Origin of the sequence: Xanthomonas protegens, assembly GCF_038442435.1 — a bacterium.
Lineage (GTDB): Bacteria > Pseudomonadota > Gammaproteobacteria > Xanthomonadales > Xanthomonadaceae > Xanthomonas_A > Xanthomonas_A sontii.
In genome coordinates this window covers 69,967-87,002 of sequence record NZ_JAQJCQ010000004.1, presented here as the reverse complement: position 1 = coordinate 87,002, position 17,036 = coordinate 69,967, and the positions used below count along the sequence as shown (strand labels likewise).

General features: G+C 70.5%; 15 protein-coding genes. 7 read left to right on the top strand and 8 right to left on the bottom strand.

Going from position 1 to position 17,036, the window contains the following annotated elements:
• Positions 1-23: 23 nt before the first annotated feature.
• A complete protein-coding gene (locus PIQ37_RS06600) occupies positions 24-2,207 on the bottom strand; it encodes a putative bifunctional diguanylate cyclase/phosphodiesterase (RefSeq protein ID WP_342072849.1) in 2,184 nt (727 codons plus the stop codon).
• A 209-nt stretch (positions 2,208-2,416) separates the two neighbouring features.
• Between PIQ37_RS06600 and PIQ37_RS06595 the strand changes: the two genes are divergently transcribed.
• Both PIQ37_RS06595 and PIQ37_RS06590 read left to right on the top strand, forming a co-directional pair.
• On the top strand, positions 2,417-2,962 hold the full coding sequence (locus PIQ37_RS06595) for a YecA/YgfB family protein (RefSeq protein WP_043094872.1): 546 nt from the start codon (positions 2,417-2,419) through the stop codon (positions 2,960-2,962).
• Positions 2,962-4,308 (top strand): aminopeptidase P N-terminal domain-containing protein, encoded by a 1,347-nt coding sequence (locus PIQ37_RS06590; RefSeq protein WP_342072848.1) that lies wholly within the window; start codon positions 2,962-2,964, stop codon positions 4,306-4,308. The genes PIQ37_RS06595 and PIQ37_RS06590 overlap by 1 nt, the downstream gene beginning before the upstream one ends.
• Before the next feature lie 142 nt (positions 4,309-4,450).
• Here PIQ37_RS06590 and pepQ read toward each other — a convergent pair whose 3' ends face one another.
• The 7 genes from pepQ to rph form a co-directional block, all read right to left on the bottom strand.
• On the bottom strand, positions 4,451-5,773 hold the full coding sequence (gene pepQ / locus PIQ37_RS06585) for a Xaa-Pro dipeptidase (protein ID WP_342072847.1): 1,323 nt from the start codon (positions 5,771-5,773) through the stop codon (positions 4,451-4,453).
• 289 nt (positions 5,774-6,062) lie between these two features.
• The gene (locus PIQ37_RS06580; protein WP_342072846.1) at positions 6,063-6,404 is read right to left on the bottom strand and encodes a PilZ domain-containing protein; all 342 of its coding nucleotides are present in this window, start codon (positions 6,402-6,404) and stop codon (positions 6,063-6,065) included.
• Positions 6,401-8,782, bottom strand: coding sequence for a DUF1631 domain-containing protein (locus PIQ37_RS06575; RefSeq protein ID WP_342072845.1), 2,382 nt, complete (start codon positions 8,780-8,782; stop codon positions 6,401-6,403). Before PIQ37_RS06575 ends, PIQ37_RS06580 begins: the two co-directional genes overlap by 4 nt.
• Positions 8,783-8,857: 75 nt before the next feature.
• Positions 8,858-10,087: a radical SAM family heme chaperone HemW gene (hemW, locus tag PIQ37_RS06570; RefSeq protein WP_342072844.1), complete on the bottom strand. Its 1,230-nt coding sequence runs from the start codon at positions 10,085-10,087 to the stop codon at positions 8,858-8,860.
• A 131-nt stretch (positions 10,088-10,218) separates the two neighbouring features.
• A complete protein-coding gene (gene rdgB, locus PIQ37_RS06565) occupies positions 10,219-10,830 on the bottom strand; it encodes an RdgB/HAM1 family non-canonical purine NTP pyrophosphatase (protein ID WP_342072843.1) in 612 nt (203 codons plus the stop codon).
• On the bottom strand, positions 10,827-11,216 hold the full coding sequence (locus PIQ37_RS06560) for a VOC family protein (protein ID WP_342072842.1): 390 nt from the start codon (positions 11,214-11,216) through the stop codon (positions 10,827-10,829). The genes rdgB and PIQ37_RS06560 overlap by 4 nt, the downstream gene beginning before the upstream one ends.
• Positions 11,213-11,938, bottom strand: coding sequence for a ribonuclease PH (gene rph / locus PIQ37_RS06555; RefSeq protein ID WP_010343098.1), 726 nt, complete (start codon positions 11,936-11,938; stop codon positions 11,213-11,215). The genes PIQ37_RS06560 and rph overlap by 4 nt, the downstream gene beginning before the upstream one ends.
• A 107-nt stretch (positions 11,939-12,045) precedes the next feature.
• Here rph and PIQ37_RS06550 point away from each other — a divergent pair, with 107 nt between their 5' ends.
• From PIQ37_RS06550 to PIQ37_RS06530, 5 genes are all read left to right on the top strand, one after another.
• On the top strand, positions 12,046-12,906 hold the full coding sequence (locus tag PIQ37_RS06550) for a YicC/YloC family endoribonuclease (protein WP_043094881.1): 861 nt from the start codon (positions 12,046-12,048) through the stop codon (positions 12,904-12,906).
• A gap of 153 nt (positions 12,907-13,059) precedes the next feature.
• Positions 13,060-13,686 carry a guanylate kinase gene (gene gmk / locus PIQ37_RS06545; RefSeq protein ID WP_342072841.1) on the top strand — a complete coding sequence of 209 codons (627 nt, stop codon included), beginning with the start codon at positions 13,060-13,062 and terminating at the stop codon, positions 13,684-13,686.
• Positions 13,687-13,798: 112 nt separating this feature from the next.
• Positions 13,799-14,098: a DNA-directed RNA polymerase subunit omega gene (gene rpoZ, locus PIQ37_RS06540; protein WP_010343101.1), complete on the top strand. Its 300-nt coding sequence runs from the start codon at positions 13,799-13,801 to the stop codon at positions 14,096-14,098.
• Positions 14,099-14,199: 101 nt separating this feature from the next.
• Positions 14,200-16,371, top strand: a complete 2,172-nt coding sequence (locus tag PIQ37_RS06535) for a RelA/SpoT family protein (RefSeq protein ID WP_048491749.1) — start codon at positions 14,200-14,202, stop codon at positions 16,369-16,371.
• A gap of 279 nt (positions 16,372-16,650) precedes the next feature.
• A complete protein-coding gene (locus tag PIQ37_RS06530) occupies positions 16,651-17,034 on the top strand; it encodes a RidA family protein (protein WP_010341827.1) in 384 nt (127 codons plus the stop codon).
• The last annotated feature ends 2 nt before the right edge of the window (positions 17,035-17,036 follow it).

Here is a 17,036-nt window from a genome sequence, read left to right as displayed (position 1 = left end):
CGCGGCGGCGCCATGGCCGGCGCTCAGGCAGGCAGCCGCAGCGGTTGCTGCAGCAGGCGCAGGCAGGCGTCCGGCTCCAGCGCCGGCGCCACCAGGTGGCCCTGGATCTCGTCGCAGCCGTGCGCGCGCAGGAACGCCAACTGCCCGGCGTCCTCGACGCCCTCGGCCACCACCTTCAGCGCCAGCGAGTGGCCCATCGCGATGATGGTGCTGGTGATCGCCTCGTCGTCCGGGTCGCGGGTGAGGTCGCCGATGAATTCCTGGTCGATCTTCAGGGTGTTGATCGGCAGCCGCTTCAGATAGGCCAGCGACGAATAGCCGGTGCCGAAGTCGTCGATGGCCAGGGTCAGCCCCAATTTGCGGCAGGCGCGCAGCAGTTCGGCGTTCTTGCCGACCTGCGACATCACCACGCTCTCGGTCAGTTCCAGTTCGATGTTGGCGGCCGGCACGCCGGTTTCGGCGAGGATCCCGGCCATCAGTTCCGGCAGGTTGCCGCGCTCGAGCTGGATCGCCGAGACGTTCACCGACATGCACAGGTCGGTCAGCCCCATCCGCCGCCAGTCGCGCAGCGCGCCGCAGGCCTGGCGCAGCACCCATTCGCCGATCTCCAGGATCAGCCCGGTCTCCTCGGCCAACGGGATGAACTGGCTCGGCGAGACCGGCCCGAAATCGGCGCTGTGCCAGCGCAGCAGCGCTTCCACGCCGACCACCCGCTGCGTGCGCAGCGAGTAGCGCGGCTGGTAGACCAGCTTCAGTTCCTGATCCAGCGGGATCTTGCGCAGCGTGCTGGCCAGGGTGGCGCGGTGGCGGGTGGCCTCGTCCATGCGCGCCGAGTACACCTGCGCGTTGCGGCGCCCGGCGGCCTTGGCCTGGTACATCGCGGTGTCGGCGTGCTTGAGCAACTCGCTCGGCAGCAACGCGTGCTGCGGGAACAGGGAGATGCCGATGGAGGTGGAGACCGCGACCTCGCGGCGTTCGTCCAGCCGCAGCGGCGCTTCGAACGCGGCCAGCACGCGGGCGGCCACCGCCTCGGCCTCGCCCTGGCTGACGATGTCCTCGACCACCACGGTGAACTCGTCGCCGGCCAGGCGCGCCACCGTGTGCTGCGGCCCCACCGCCTGCTGCAGGCGTTCGGCCACCGCGCGCAGCACGCGGTCGCCGACCGCGTGGCCGAGCGAATCGTTGATGTCCTTGAAGCGGTCCAGGTCCAGGAACAGCACCGCGACCGAGCCGGCCTGGCGCCGCGCCCGCACGATCGCCCGCGCCAGGCGTTCGGACAGCAGCGCACGGTTGGGCAGGCTGGTCAGCGTGTCGTAGTTGGCCAGGTAGCGCAGTTCCTGCTCGGCGCGCTTCTGTTCGGTGATGTCTTCCAGCACCACCACCTGGAAGCTCTGGCGGCCGTCGGCGTCGACCACGGTGTTGCGGCGCAGGTGGCAGAGGATCTCCTGGCCGTCCTTGCGCCGCTTCCAGGCCTCGCCACGCCAGTGCCGGCCGTGGTCGGCCACCGGGGCCGCCGGCGTTTCCGGCGCGTGGTCGATCAGCGCCATCGGCTGGCCCAGTACCTCGCGCTCGCTGTAGCCGGTGATGCGGGTGAAGGCCGGGTTGACCGAGATGAAGCGGCGGTCCTCGTCGAGCACGGCGACCGCCTCGCCCATGCTGCGCAGCACTTCGGCGGCGATGCGCCGCTCCAGGTCGGCCTGGCGGTGCGAGGTGATGTCGCGTGCAGTGCCGGCGAGCCGGCGCGGCGCGCCGCTGGCGTCGTAGTCGACCACGCGGCCGCGCACCCGCGCCCAGTGCCAGACCCCGTCGCCGGCCAGGTCCACCCGGTACTCGGCGGTGTAGATCGCGGTCAGGCCCTGCAGGTGCTCCTGCAGCACCTGCCGCGCCTGCTGCATGTCGTCGGGATGGATCCGCAGCGGCTCGTTCTCGCGGATCACCAGGCCGATGTCCTGCGCGTGCGGCGTGGCCTCGTCGGCGCGCATCAGCCGCAACCTGCGCTGTTGCAGGTCGTAATCCCAGAAGTGTTCGCCCGAGGCCCACAGCGCCAGCTTCAGGTGCTGGTCGCGTTGTTGCAGTTGCGCGTGCCGTTGCAGTTGCTCGCGCAGGCGCCGACGCGAACGCAGCGCGAACAGCGCCGCCACCCCGCCGGCGGCCAGCGCGGCGAGCGCGACCAGCGGCCATGCGGCCAGCAAGGTCTCGCCGAACAAGGCGAGGCCGGTTCTTTCCGCAGCTCCTGCAGCAACGTGCTCCAATGGCATGGCGGAAAGTGACTTCTGTCAAAGAACGGGTGGTGGAGTGTAGGCGCGTGCCGGAAGCCACCACAAGCGGCGGCGCACACGCGATTGCTACACTGCGCAGTCACGATTCCGCCGCAGGCCTCGACAGGCCCGCGGCCAGCGCCCGACAGGCTTGCTCCATGACCGAACTTCCCACTGCCGACCAGATCGCCGATGCCAGCCGGACGCTTGGCCTGGCTGCATCGGCGGCCGAACTGCACGGCGGCCTGTGCGGCTGGCTGGCCGGCGGCGGCGCCGAGTTGCCGGCATGGCCGGCGGCCGTGCTCGCCGACGCCAGCCTCGCCGCGCCGCGCCCCGGCGACGCGCTGGACCGCCTGCGCGAGGCCACGACTGCGCAACTGAACGACCGCGATTTCGGTTTCGACCTGGTGCTGGCCGATGCCGGCGCGCCGCTGCCCGAGCGCGCCGACGCGCTGTTCGACTGGTGTCGCGGCTTCCTCGGCGGCTTCGGCCTGGCCGCAGGGGCCGCGCCGCCGCTGTCCGAGGAAGGGCAGGAAGCGCTGCAGGACGTGGCGCGCCTGGCCCAGGCCAGCGCCGACGATTTCGACAGTGGCGACGAGGACGAGGACGCACTGGCCGAGATCGAGGAGTTCGTGCGCGTGGCGGTGCTGCTGCTGCACAGCGACTGCGTGCTCGGCCCGCGCCATCGGCAGCGCCTGAACTGATGAAGCGGCTCACCGGGATTTCCTCCGGCGAGTACGCGCGCCGGCGCCGGCAACTGATGGACATGGCCGGCGAACAGGCCATCCTGGTGCTGCCCAGTGCGCCGGAGCGGGTGCGCAGCCACGACACGCACTATCCGTACCGGCAGGATTCGGACTTCTGGTATCTGTGCGGCTTCCCCGAGCCGGACGCGGTGCTGGTGCTGGTCCCCGGCCGCCGCCACGGCGAGGCGCTGTTGTTCTGTCGCGAACGCGACCCCGAGCGCGAAGCCTGGGACGGCCCGCGGGCGGGCCAGGAAGGCGCGGTCGAGCGCTATGGCATGGACGATGCCTATCCGATCGACGACCTCGACGAGATCCTGCCCGGGCTGCTGGAAGGCCGCTCGCGGGTGTATTACCACTTCGGCCGCGACGTCGATTTCGACCTGAAGCTGATCGGCTGGGTCAAGCGCGTGCGCGAGCAGGTGCGGCACGGCGCGCAGCCGCCGCACGAGTTCCTGGAACTGGGCCATCTGCTGCACGAACAGCGCCTGTTCAAGTCGCGCGACGAGATCGCGCTGATGCAGGTGGCCGCCGACCTCAGCGTGGCCGGACATCGTGCGGCGATGCGGCTGGCGCGGCCGGGCGTGCACGAATACCAACTGCAGGCCGAGATCGAGCGCGAATTCCGCGCCGGCGACGCCTGGCCGGCCTACGGCAGCATCGTCGGCAGCGGCCACAACGCCTGCGTGCTGCATTACCGCGCCAACGCCGCGCGCCTGCGCGACGGCGACCTGGTGCTGGTCGACGCGGGCGCCGAATACCGCGGCTATGCCGCCGACATCACCCGCACCTTCCCGGCCAGCGGCCGCTTCAGCGCCGAACAACGCGCCCTGCACGACCTGGTCGGCGCCGCGCACGCCGCCGCGCTGGCGCAGGCGCGCCCGGGCGTGGCCTACGAGGCCGGACACCTGGCCGCGGTGCAGACCCTGACCGAAGGCCTGCTGCGGCTGGGCCTGCTCAAGGGCAGCCTGGAGCAGAACCTAGCCAGCGGCGACTACCGGCGCTTCTACCGGCACAAGACCGGGCACTGGCTGGGCCTGGACGTGCACGACGTCGGCGACTACCGGCTGGCCGGCGAATCGCGCCTGCTCGAGCCGGGCATGGTGTTCACCATCGAACCCGGCCTGTACGTGTCGCCGGACGACAAGGACGTGGATCCGAAGTGGCGGGGCATCGGCATCCGCACCGAGGACGACGTGCTGATCACCGACGATGGCCATCGCGTGCTCACTGATGCTCTGGCGCGCAGCGCCGAGGAGATCGAGGCCTTGATGGCTGGGGAGCCGGGATTGGGGATTCGGGATTAGGGATGAGGTAACCGCGACGGCCAGCGCGCGGCCCCATCCTCCTAGACGCAGAACGAGCCGGATCCCTGGCGTTTCTTGCCGGCGTGGCGCTGCCCGCTGTAGCCAATCCCCAATTCCGATTCCCCAATCCCAGCGGCGGCCGTCAGGCCGCCGCAAACACCGGCCGCGTCAGGTTCTCGGGTGCGTCCTCGGTGCACACCACTTCGTCCTCGATGCGGATGCCGCCGTAGGGCTTGAACTGCTCCACGCGCGCCCAGTCGACGCTGCCGCCGTGGCCGGCCTGCTTGAGCTCGTCGAGCAGCATGTCGATGAAGTACAGGCCCGGCTCGATCGTCACCACCATGCCCGGTTCCAGGGTGCGGGTCATGCGCAGGTAGGGGTGGCCGTCGGGGCGTTCGATGCGGCCGCCGCGGTCGCTGGCGGCGAAGCCGGCGACGTCGTGCACCTGCAGGCCGATCGGGTGGCCCAGGCCGTGCGGGAAGAACGCGGCGCTGACGCCGGTGGCCACGGCGGTTTCCGGCGACACGGTGAGCACGCCGGCGTCCTTCAGTACGCCCATCAGCGCCAGGTGCGCATCCAGGTGCAATTGCCGGTAGTCGACGCCGGCGCGCACCTGCTGGCCCATGCGCTGCTGCGCGGCGTCCACCGCGTCGATCAGCGCCTGGAACTCGCTGCCGGGATCGGCGGCGTAGGTGCGGGTGATGTCGCTGGCGTAGCCGTGCGCCGAGGCGCCGGCGTCGATCAGGAAGCTGCGCAGTGGCGTCGGCGCCTGCCGCTGCAGTTCGGTGTAGTGCAGCACGGCGCCGTGCTCGTTCAATGCCACGATGTTGCCGTACGGCAGTTCGTTCGCGTCCTGGCCGACGGCCGCGCAGTAGGCCATGTGGATCTCGAACTCGCTGCGGCCGTCGCGGAACGCGGCCTCGGCGGCGCGATGGCCGCGCACCGCCGAGTGTTGCGCCTGGCGCATCAGCGCCAGCTCGTACGGTGTCTTGTAGGCGCGATGGTATTCCAGGTACTCCAGCACGGCCGCCGGGTTGTTCGGCACGTAGGCGCCCAGCGCGCTCTGCGGCTCGCCGAGGATCGCGCTGCGCGCGGCATCCGGCAGCAGCGCCAGCGCCTCGTCCGGGGTGCGGATCAGGTGGATATCGCAGTGTTCCACCCACCAGCCGCTGGGCGCATCCGGCACCACGTGCCAGTAGTCGCGCGGCTGGTGGAAGATCACCTGCGGGCGGCGCCCCGGCGTGTACACCAGCCAACTGTGCGGCACCCGCGTCAGCGGCAGCCAGGCCTTGAACTGCGGGTTCACCGCGAACGGATAGTCGCGATCGTCGAACACCTGGTAGTGCAGGGTGCCGCTGGGAACCACCAGGTGATCGAAGCCGCCGCGCGCCAGCGCTTCGTCGGCGCGTCGGGTCAGGGTGCGCAGGTGGTCGGGATACAGGGCGCTTGGATCTTGCTGGGGCATGGCGGCGGACTCGTTCGGCGATGCGGAAACGGGGGCGCCAAGTGTGCCGGAAACGGTGCGGGCGTGCGGACGTGGTGCGCAGGGCACGCGGTGTCACGGCAGCCTTTGCGATCCCTCATGGCCTTCTTTTTGGTCGGGGCGCGCGCCGGATGTTGATCGCTGCCGTAGGAGCGGCTTCAGCCGCGACGGGCACTCCCGGTAACGCCCGTCGCGGCTGAAGCCGCTCCTACGAGGGCCACGACGTGTTCGTTAGAGAGGCCCTGAAGCCGCTCCTGCGGGATTGGCAGCGCTAGCCGCCGCTGGCAGCGTTGATCCACTGCCGCAACAGGTCGCGATGCGCAGGGGAAATGGTCAGGAAGCGGAAGCCGGCCCAGGCCTGGCCCGGTGCGTGCGAGGGTTCGCTCCACAACAGGTGCGCGCCGATATCGATCTGCACGTCGCGGTCGGCGTGCGGCATCGCGAAGCGCAACTGGTACAGCGCGTCCTCGTGCAGCGGCGCCGAGGCGAGCAACAGCATGCCGTGTTCGGAGACGTTGCCAAGGCGGCCGACCACGGCGTCTTCCATCAGGTCCAGCACCGGCACCATGTCCGGAACCTGCAGGCGCGGCGATCGGCGAGCGTCTGCGCTCATGCGCCCTCCATGGCATCGTCGGCGGCGGGAACGCCGGCCAGGGTGCGCAGCGCGCGCACCGCGGCCTGCCAGGCGCGGTCGATCAGGCGGGCGCGGTCCTCGCTGACGATGCGCGCCTGTGCCTGCGCCAGCAGCCGCGCCAATCCGTCGAGCGTGTGTTCGGCGGCCTTCTGCCCGCGCTGGTTGACGAACAACGCACGCTCGGTGATCGGGCTGTACCAGGACAGGCGTTGCCGCTTCAGGTCGCCTTGCTGGTTGACGACGAATTCGAACCAGGTGCCGAACGGCAGCGTGCGCAACCGCGCATACGCGGCCTGTTCGGCCTCGTTGCGCGGCGGCAGCGAGGGGCGCTCGCCGTCCTCGCCCTGCTCGCCGAGGCGGGTGCGCGCCTTCAGCCGCACGCTGAGTTCGGTGCGCGAGGTGGTGGCGTCGGTGCCGCCGGGCGTAGACAGGCGACGGGCGATGGCCTCGGCTTCCTGCTGGTGGTAGCCCACCTGCAGCAGCGCCTGGCCCACGCGCTCGGCCAGGACGGCATCGGAGGCGCCCTCGCTGCGGCAGGTGACCTCGGCGATGCGCTCGGCCAGGCCGATGCGCTCGCGCCAGGTCTCCGAGTCCTCGCCCTGACGCAGCAGGGTCAGCACCAGCACGTCGGACCAGGCCTGCTGCAGCAGGGTCTGCACGAAACCCGGCGGTTGCCGGGCGCTGCACAGCGCCTCCAGGGTGGCGGTCGCGGTCTGCTTGGCCAGCTCCAGCCGTTCCTTGCCGCGCGCGGCCTCGACGTGCCGGCGCTCGGCGATCTCGGCCTTGTGCGCCAGGCTGCGCTGCTGCGCCTGGATCTCCTGGTGGGCCTGTTCGAAGACGGTCTCGTCGCCTTCGTACTCCTCGATCACGCGGTCCACGGCCTGGTTGAGCTTGAGCAGCAGCGTCGGATCGCTGTCCTCTTCGCCCAGCCAGGTCGCGCCGGATTCGGCGACGGCATTGAGCAGTTCGCGCGCCGGGTGCCGGCTGCGCGCGAAGAACGCCGGATCCTGCAGCGCGGCGCGCACCAGCGGCACCTGCAGGCGTTCCAGCAGCGCCGCGGCCGGCGCGTCCGGGCGTACCTCGCGCTCGATCTCGCCGTACAGCAGGCCGAGCAGGTCGAAGGTGTCGGCCTGCTGCGCTGCCAGGGTCGCCTGCGCGCCGTGGGTGGCGCGCAGTGCCTGCAGCAGGGCGGTCTGCACGTCGCGCAGGTGGCGGCGTCCGCGCAGCCCGCCCAGGGTGCTGTGGGCCGGTGGTTGCGCCTGCAGTTCGCCCAGGGCTTCCAGCAGGCTGGCGGTCGGGACCGGGGCCGCACCAGTGGCGCTCGCCGGCCGCGCCGGAAGCGTGGCGGCACCTGCGGTCTCAGTAGTGGGCGCCGCCGCGGCGGGCGCGGCCTTGGCGCGCGCCGCGGTCAGCAATTGGCGCAGGGTGGCCAGGTCCGGGCCGCTGGCGGCTGGTTCCGCGGTGCCGGCCGCCGCGCCCGCCGGCGGCAGCGGCGCCGTCGCGGCAGGCATCGGCGGCACGCCCATGGCGGGCGCGGATTGACCAGGAGCGCTGGCGTTCCCGCGGGGGGCGCTGCCGGCAGGGGGCGGCGCCGCGGCGCCGGGCATGCGCGCCGCGCGGCGCGCGCTCGGGTCGACGCTGGTGCTGCGCGCCACGTAGGGCAGATAGATCAGGCCGGGCAGCACCCCGGCGTGGGTCAGCAGGACATTGGCCCGTTCCACGATCTCGCCGTAGCGCGCCAGCACCTGCCGTTCGAAGGCGCGATACAGCGCCAATTGCGTGTCCAGGCCCAGGGCCAACGCTTCGCCGGCGGTGCGCAGCAGCCGGCACAGCGCGTGCGGTCCCAGCGGCAACTGCTCGATCTCGAAGGCGGGCCGCGCCGCCAGCACGCCGAAGCGCTGGCCGAGCAATTGCAGCGGGATATTGCAGCGGATCGCCTCGCGGCGGGCGATCTCGTGCAGCACGATGTCGCGGTCGATATCCACGTCGGCGACCAGGGTCAGCATCTGCGCGGCACCCGCCTTGGCTGTGCGCGGCGCGGCGGCCGCTGCGGCGGGGCTACGGATCCCGGCCAGCCCGGCTTCCAGCTGCGCCTGGTAGAACGGCGCCAGGCGCCCGCGCTGCGCGCGCAGGCGTTGCGCCTCCTGGAACAGGTCCTGTTGCACCTGGCCATTGCGGGCGCGCCCGGCCTGCTCGAGCAGGTCCTGCTCCAGCTCGTCCAGGGTCGCCTGCAGCGGCAGCTCCAGGGCCTGCCACAGCAAGCCGTTCAAGGCCTGCAGGATGTCGCGCACGCGCGCCGGCAGGGCGGCGCTGGCAAGCGTCGCTGGCGGGGCCGACATGGTCGCAGACAGGGGCATCCTGTGATCGCCGTTATACTTTTCTGCGCGGTATGTAGCACGATCCGCCGCCGCAACCAAGGCGGGCGGCGCGGCTCAGGGCAGGAACAGGGCGATCACGTCGTTGGTGAACCGCCGTCCCAGCTCGGTCGGGACTGCGTGGCCGGCGTCCACCCGCAGCCAGTCGCGGGCCTGTGCGGTGGCCAGGGCCGGGGCGATCGCCTGCAGCGGCAGGCCGGTGCGCGCGCTGAAGTCGCGCAGCGCGAAGCCGTCGTTGAGGCGCAGTGCGTTGAGCATGTACTCGAACGGGCGCCGCTCCGGCGCGATCCATTCGTCGCCGCCGATCGCCGCCGGCGTCCCCGCCGCGTCCAGGAACGCCTGCGGGTGCTTGTGCTTCCAGCGGCGCAGGATGTTCTGCTCGGCGCCGGAGCTGATCTTGCCGTGGGCGCCGGCACCGATGCCGAGATAGTCGCCGAAGGTCCAGTAGTTGAGGTTGTGCGCGCAGCGGTAGCCGGCGCGCGCATAGGCGCTGACTTCGTACTGCGCGAAGCCGGCCTCGGCCAGCAGCGCCTGGCAGCGCTCCTGCATGTCCCAGGCGTCGTCGTCCTCGGGAATGCCCTGCGGCGGCCGCGCGGCGAACACGGTGTTCGGCTCCAGGGTGAGCTGGTAGTGGCTCATGTGGGTCGGCTGCAGCGCCAGCGCCCGCGCGATGTCGCGCTCGGCCTCGGCCAGGGTCTGCTGCGGCAGCGCGTACATCAGGTCCAGGTTGAAATTGGCATAGCCGGCGTCCTGCGCCAGCTTCACCGCGCGCTCGGCCTCGGCGCCGTCGTGGATGCGGCCGAGCCGCTGCAGGGCCGCGTCGTCGAAGCTCTGGATGCCGAAGCTGAGGCGATTGACCCCGGCCGCCAGGTAGCGATCGAAGCGGCCATGCTCGGCGGTGCCGGGGTTGGTCTCCAGCGTGATCTCCAGGCCCGGCGCGAAGCGCAGCCGGGCGCTGGCCGCCTGCAGGAAGCGGTCGATCGCCTCGGGCGGGAACAGACTGGGTGTGCCGCCGCCGAAGAACACGCTGTTGACCACGCGGCCCCAGATCAGCGGCAGGTCCTGGTCCAGGTCGCGGATCAGCGCATCCACGTAGGCGTCGAACGGCAGCGCGCCCTTGGCCGCGTGCGAATTGAAATCGCAGTACGGGCATTTGCGCACGCACCACGGCAGGTGCACGTAGAGCGACAGCGGTGGCGGCACCAGCGCCGGGGTGTCGGCGTGCGCGGACGGATCCGGGCAGGCGGTGCCGGGCGGATGCTGGCAATGGTCGTTGGCGTGCGGCATGGCGGGCGGGAATCTGGAAACGGAGATGCGGGCGGTGCGGGCGCTGGAGGCTCAGGGCTTGGCGCAGCGACGCCGGGTAGTCTGCGCTCGCCGCGGTGCCTGGACCGGCCCGGTGCCTGCGCGTGGCGCGGTCACTCGGCGGGATGCGCCGCAAGATGGTCCGCCAGGCGCTGTTTGAGCTGCTGCAGGGCGAGGGCGCGATGGCTGATGCGGTTCTTCAGCGCCAGCGGCATCTCGGCGGCGGTCTGGCCGTGGTCCGGATCCCGGAACACCGGGTCGTAACCATGCCCGCCGGTGCCGGCACGCGCATGCGCGATGCGGCCGCGCCAGCGGCCTTCCACCAGCAGCGGCTGCGGATCCTCGGCATGCCGCAGCAGCACCAGCACGCAGTAGAAATGCGCGCCGCGCTGCGCATCGGGGACATCGCGCAGCGCGTCCAGCAGCTTGTCGATGTTGGCCTGCGCATTGCCGTGTTCGCCGGCGTAGCGCGCCGAGTACAACCCCGGCGCGCCGTGCAGTGCGTCCACGCAGATGCCGGAGTCGTCGGCCAGCGCCGGCAGGCCGGTGACGCGGGCGGCGTGGCGCGCCTTGAGCAGCGCGTTCTCGACGAAGGTCAGGCCGGTCTCGTCGGCATCGCTGACGCCGAGCGTGGATTGCGCGATCAACTCGACCCCGACGTCGTCGAGCAAGGCGTGCAGTTCTTCGAGCTTGCCGGCGTTGCTGCTGGCCAGGACCAGTTTCATGCGATGGGCTCCAGGAGATCCCAGGTGTTGCCGTACAGATCGCGGAACACCGCGACCGTGGCGTAGGGTTCGTGACGCGGGGCTTCCAGGAATTCCACGCCGGCGGCCAGCATCGCCGCATGGTCGCGCTGGAAGTCGTCGGTGTGCAGGAAGAAGCCGACCCGGCCGCCGGTCTGGTCGCCGATGCGGCTGCGCTGTGCGTCGTCGCTGGCGCGCGCCAGCAGCAGCGCCGCGCCGCGCGCATCGCCGGGGCCGACCACGACCCAGCGCTTGTGGCCCTGGTCCACGTCTTCCAGCAACTGGAAGCCCAGCTTGCCGGTGTACCAGGCGATGGCCTCGTCGTAGTCGGCCACCACCAGGGTGACCAGGGCCAGGCGCCGGTTCATTGCGCCAGGGCGGCGCGCTGTGCCGCCAGCAGCTCGCCGATGCCGCGCTCGGCCAGGCCGAGCAGCGCGTCCAGTTCGTCGCGGCGGAAGGCGTGGCCCTCCGCGGTGCCCTGCAGCTCGATGAAGCCGCCGCCATCGTTCATCACCACGTTCATGTCGGTATCGCAGTCGCTGTCCTCGGCGTAGTCCAGGTCCAGCACCGGCACGCCGCGGTACACGCCCACCGAGACCGCGGCGACCGCGCCCAGCACCACCGGCTTCTTCAGGTCGCCGCGCTTCTGCAGCCAGTTCACCGCATCCACCAGGGCCACGTAGGCGCCGGTGATGGCGGCGGTGCGGGTGCCGCCGTCGGCCTGCAGCACGTCGCAGTCCAGGGTGATGGTGCGCTCGCCCAGCGCCGTGCGGTCGACGCAGGCGCGCAGCGCGCGGCCGATCAGGCGCTGGATCTCCAGCGTGCGTCCGCCCTGCTTGCCGCGTGCGGCTTCGCGATCGGAGCGCGAATGGGTGGCGCGCGGCAGCATGCCGTACTCGGCGGTCACCCAGCCTTCGCCCTTACCGCGCAAAAAGCCCGGCACGCGGTTCTCGACGCTGGCGTTGCACAGCACGCGGGTGTCGCCGAAGCTGACCAGGACCGAGCCTTCGGCATGGCGGGTGAAGGCGCGTTCGATGCGGACCGGGCGCAACTGATCGGCCGTGCGGCCGCTGGGACGGGAGAAGGACATGCAGGGGTTCCGGGAAGGGCGGGGCCGTGCGCGGCCTGTGACCGCGTCGGTGAGGCAGGAAAGGGCGCTAGGTTAACATTCGCCCCCTGTCCGCACCGGAACACCGCATGATCCGCAGCATGACCGCCTATGCCGGCGCCGAGCGCATCACTCCCTGGGGCACGCTGGGATGCGAGCTGCGCTCGGTCAACCATCGTTTCCTGGAAGTCGGCGTGCGCCTGCCGGAGGAACTGCGCGCGCTGGAGCCGCAACTGCGCGAACGCGTGGCGGCGCGGATCAGCCGCGGCAAGCTCGACCTGATGCTGCGCCTGCGCGCGCCGGAGGCAGCGCAGACCCTGGCGGTGAACGAGGCCCTGGTCGAGCAACTGGGTGTGCTTGCGCAACGGCTGGGGGTGCGTTTCCCGCAGATGCAGGTGCAGTTCGTCGACCTGCTGCAGCTGCCCGGCGTGCTGCAGGGGCAGACGGCCGATCCGGCGGCGCTGCAGGCGCAGGCGCTGGAACTGCTGGACGAGGTGCTGGCCGAGTTCGTCGCCGCGCGCGAGCGCGAGGGCGGCAAGCTGGCCGCGGCCATCGTCGAGCGGGTCGATGCGGTGGAACGCATCGCCGGCGAGGTGCGGACGCTGATCCCCGCCATCCGCGACGGTCAGCGCGCCAAGCTGGCGGCGCGCCTGGCCGACCTGCCGCATCCGGTCGATCCCGGCCGCGCCGAGCAGGAACTGGTGCTGTGGCTGCAGAAGCTCGATGTGGACGAGGAACTGGACCGGCTCGGCAGCCACATCAAGGAACTGCGCCGCGTCCTGCGCCAGCCGGAACCGGCCGGCCGGCGCCTGGACTTCCTGCTGCAGGAGTTCAACCGCGAGGCCAATACCCTGGGCTCGAAGTCGGTGGACAGCCGCACTTCCAACGCCGCGGTGGAACTGAAGGTGCTGATCGACCAGATCCGCGAGCAGGTGCAGAACCTCGAGTAGCCGGGATGGCGGGATTCGAGATTAGGGATTGGTACGGCAGATCCCGGCGTTGGCCGGGCCGGGCCCAATACCGGGTAGCATATCGACCCCGTGGGTGTTGGCCCGCGGCTTCGTTCGCGAATCCCGACTCCTCACTCCCGAATCCCTGATCCTATGCGCGGCACTCTCTACATCGTGGCGGCCCCGTCCGGCGCCGGCAAGAGCAGCATCGTCAACGCCACCCTGGCGCGCGACCCGCAGATCGCGCTGTCGATCTCGTTCACCTCGCGCGCGCCGCGCCCGGGCGAACGCCATGCCGAGCACTACCATTTCGTCTCCGCCGACGCGTTCCAGGAGATGATCGATGCCGGCGACTTCTTCGAGTACGCCCGCGTGCACGGCGACTGGAAGGGCACCGCGCGGCAGTCGGTGGAGCCGCAGCTGGCCGCCGGCCACGACGTGCTGCTGGAGATCGACTGGCAGGGCGCGCGCCAGGTGCGGGCCAAGGTGCCGGACGCGGTCAGCGTGTTCATCCTGCCGCCGTCGCGCGAGGCCCTGGAGCAGCGCATGCGCAAGCGCGGCCAGGACAGCGAGGCGGTGATCGCGCAGCGGCTGGCCGCCGCGCGCGAGGAGATGTCGCATTACGCCGACTTCGACTACGTGATCGTCAACGAGCATTTCGACACCGCGGTGGACGAGATGTGCGCGATCTTCGTCGCCAGCCGCCTGCGCCGGCCGCAGCAGCAGCAGCGCCATGCCGCGTTGATCGACACCCTCCTGCAGGAACAGCCAACTGGCTGATTCCAAAGGGAACTGAATGGGGTGGGGTTGATCTCGGGCGGTTGCCGCCCTACAATCCCCGCCCTTTCCCTCATTCGAACGCGTGGCCGCCGCCGGCCCGCCGGGAGCCCGCATGGCCCGCATCACCGTAGAAGATTGCCTGGAAGTCGTTAACAACCGTTTCGAACTGGTCATGATGGCGTCCAAGCGCGCTCGCCAGCTCGCCAACGGCGTGCAGGCCACCCTCGACAACACCGAGTCGGCCGACAAGCCGACCGTGCTGGCGCTGCGCGAGATCGCCGCGCGCAAGATCGACAACGCGCTGATCGACGAGGTCGAGAAGGCCGAACGCGAGCGCGCCGAGCGCGAAGCCCTGGAATGGGCCGCGGCCGAGGTCGTCGCCGACGAGGACATGTCCAAGAACGACGACTGATCGCGTCCCCGCGTCGCGATCGTCCTGCGAACAGCCCGCATCCGCGGGCTGTTTCGTTTTGCGGGTTTGCCGTCCACGCGCCGCTGGCATAGTCTTTCCGCATGAACCCAGGCCCTTCTGCCCAGGTCGCCCACGCCGCGCCATCGTCGGCCGACGAGGCGGTCCCCGACTACGTCCTGCAGCTCGAACGCAGCGCCAGCTATCTGCCCGCCGAGCAGATCCCGCTGCTGCGCCGTGCCTGGGAGGTCGGTGCGGCCGCGCACGCGGGGCAGACCCGCAAGTCCGGCGAGCCCTACATCACCCATCCGGTGGCCGTAGCCGGCGTACTGGCCGAGCTCGGCCTGGACGTGGAAGCGCTGATCGCCGCGATCCTGCACGACACCATCGAAGACACCCCGCTGACCCGCGCCGAGCTGGCCGCCGAGTTCGGCGAGGCGGTGGCGGAGCTGGTCGACGGCGTCACCAAGCTGGACAAGCTCAAGTTCCGCGACCGCCAGGAAGCGGCCGCCGAGAGCTTCCGCAAGATGCTGCTGGCGATGTCGCGCGACCTGCGCGTGATCATGATCAAGCTCGCCGACCGCCTGCACAACATGCGCACGCTGGGCGCGCAGAGCGCCGAGGCGCGCAGCCGCATCGCCCGCGAGACCCTGGAGATCTACGCGCCGATCGCTCAGCGCCTGGGCATGAGCCTGATGAAGTCCGAGCTGCAGAACCTCGGCTTCCGCGCGCTGCATCCGTGGCGGCACGCGATCATCGAAAAGCACATCCGCAGCCAGCCGGTGGTGCGCCGCGAGTCGATGGCGCAGGTGGAAGTGCAGTTGTCGCAGCGTCTGGCCAAGGAGGGGCTGGAGCACCGGCTGGTGAGCCGGATCAAGACGCCGTGGAGCATCTACAACAAGATGCGCGACGAGAACAAATCCTTCGACCAGGTGATGGATGTGTTCGGCTTCCGCCTGGTGGTGCGCGGCGTGCCCGACTGCTACCACGCGCTGGGCGCGGTGCATGCCACCTTCAAGCCGCTGGATGCGCGCTTCCGCGACTTCATCGCCATTCCCAAGGCCAACGGCTACCAGTCGTTGCACACGGTGCTGTTCGGGCCCTACGGCTCGCCGATCGAGGTGCAGATCCGCACCGAGGAAATGGACCTGATCGCCGAGCGCGGCGTCGCCGCGCACTGGACCTACAAGTTCGGCGGCGATTCGCCCAACAGCGCGCAGAGCCGCGCGCATGCGTGGATCGTCGAGCTGATCGAATCGCAGCGCGCCGCCGGCTCCTCGCTGGAGTTCCTGGACAACGTCAAGGTCGATCTGTTCCCGGACGAGGTCTACCTGTTCACGCCCAAGGGCAAGATCCTGGCGTTGCCACGCAACTCTACCGCGCTGGACTTCGCCTATGCGGTGCACACCGACGTCGGCAACCGCGCGGTGGCCTCGCGCGTGGACAAGAAGCTGGTGCCGCTGCGCACCAAGCTGGTCAGCGGACAGACGGTGGAAGTGATCACTGCGCGCTCGGCCACGCCCAAGCCGCAGTGGCTGGAGTTCGTGGTCAGCAGCAAGGCGCGCACCGCGATCCGCCATCAGCTCAAGCAGCTCGAACACGAGGACGCGGTGCAGCTCGGCCACCGCATGCTCGATCGCGCGCTGGAGGCGATGGACAGCTCGCTGGAGCGGCTGCCCAAGGGGCGCCTGGATTCGTTCCTCAGCGAGCACCGCTATCCGCGCCTGGAAGCGTTGCTAGCCGACGTGGCGCTGGGCAACTGGATGCCCAATCAGGCCGCGCAGGCGCTGATGGCGTATGCCGAACTGCGCGGCGGCGGCCATTCCAAGCACTCGCAGGAAAAGATCCTGATCAACGGCACCGAGCGCGGCGTGGTCAGCTTCGCCAACTGCTGCCAGCCGATTCCCGGCGACGAGATCATGGGCTACCACACCGCCGGCAAGGGCATCGTGGTGCATCGGCTGGACTGCCCGAACCTGGCCGAACTGCGCAAGTCGCCGGAGCGCTGGGTGCCGATCGGCTGGGACAGCAGCGTCATCGGCGACTACGACACCGCGCTGGTGGTGGACGTGGAGAACCGCACCGGCGTGCTCGCGCAACTGGCTGCGGCGATCGCGCAGAGCCAGTCCAACATCGAGCGCGTCGACTACCTGGACCGCGACTTCAACGCCGCGGTGCTGCGCTTCAACATCCAGGTGCGCGACCGCAACCACCTGGCCGAAGTGATGCGTCGGCTGCGGCGCCTGCATGCGGTGCAGAGCGTGCGCCGCCAGTAGGTGGTGCTGGGATTGGGGAGTCGGGATTGGGGATTCGGAGCGGGTCTGGTCCTGACGTCGTAGGAGCGGCTTTAGCCGCGACGCCTTACCGATAAAGCATCGCGGCTAAAGCCGCTCCCACGAAAAGCGGGCGAAGCGCATGGTCGGCATGCCTGGCGGGCACGCTGTTGCCGATTCCCGATTCCCGATTCCCGATTCCCCAATCCCCAATCCCCAATCCCCAATCCCCAGCCGCGCACGCCAGCTAAACTAGGCGGACATTCTTCCAACGGAGTCGCCATGTCCCGCCAGATCATCCATACCGACCGTGCCCCGGCCGCGATCGGCCCGTATTCGCAGGCCGTGCGTGCCGGCAACACCGTGTACTTCTCCGGGCAGATCCCGCTGGATCCGGCCACCGGCGAGATCGTCGCCGGCGACATCGCCGCGCAGGCGCGCCGCGCGTTCGACAACCTGCAGGCGGTGGCCGAGGCGGCCGGCGGTTCGCTGGACCGCATCGTGCGCCTGGGGCTGTACCTCACCGATCTGGCGCAGTTCGCGCAGGTCAATGCGGTGATGCAGGACTACTTCCAGGCGCCGTTCCCCGCGCGTTCCACCATCGAGGTCTCGGCGCTGCCCAAGGGCGCGGGCTTCGAAGTGGACGCGGTGATGGTGCTGGACTGATC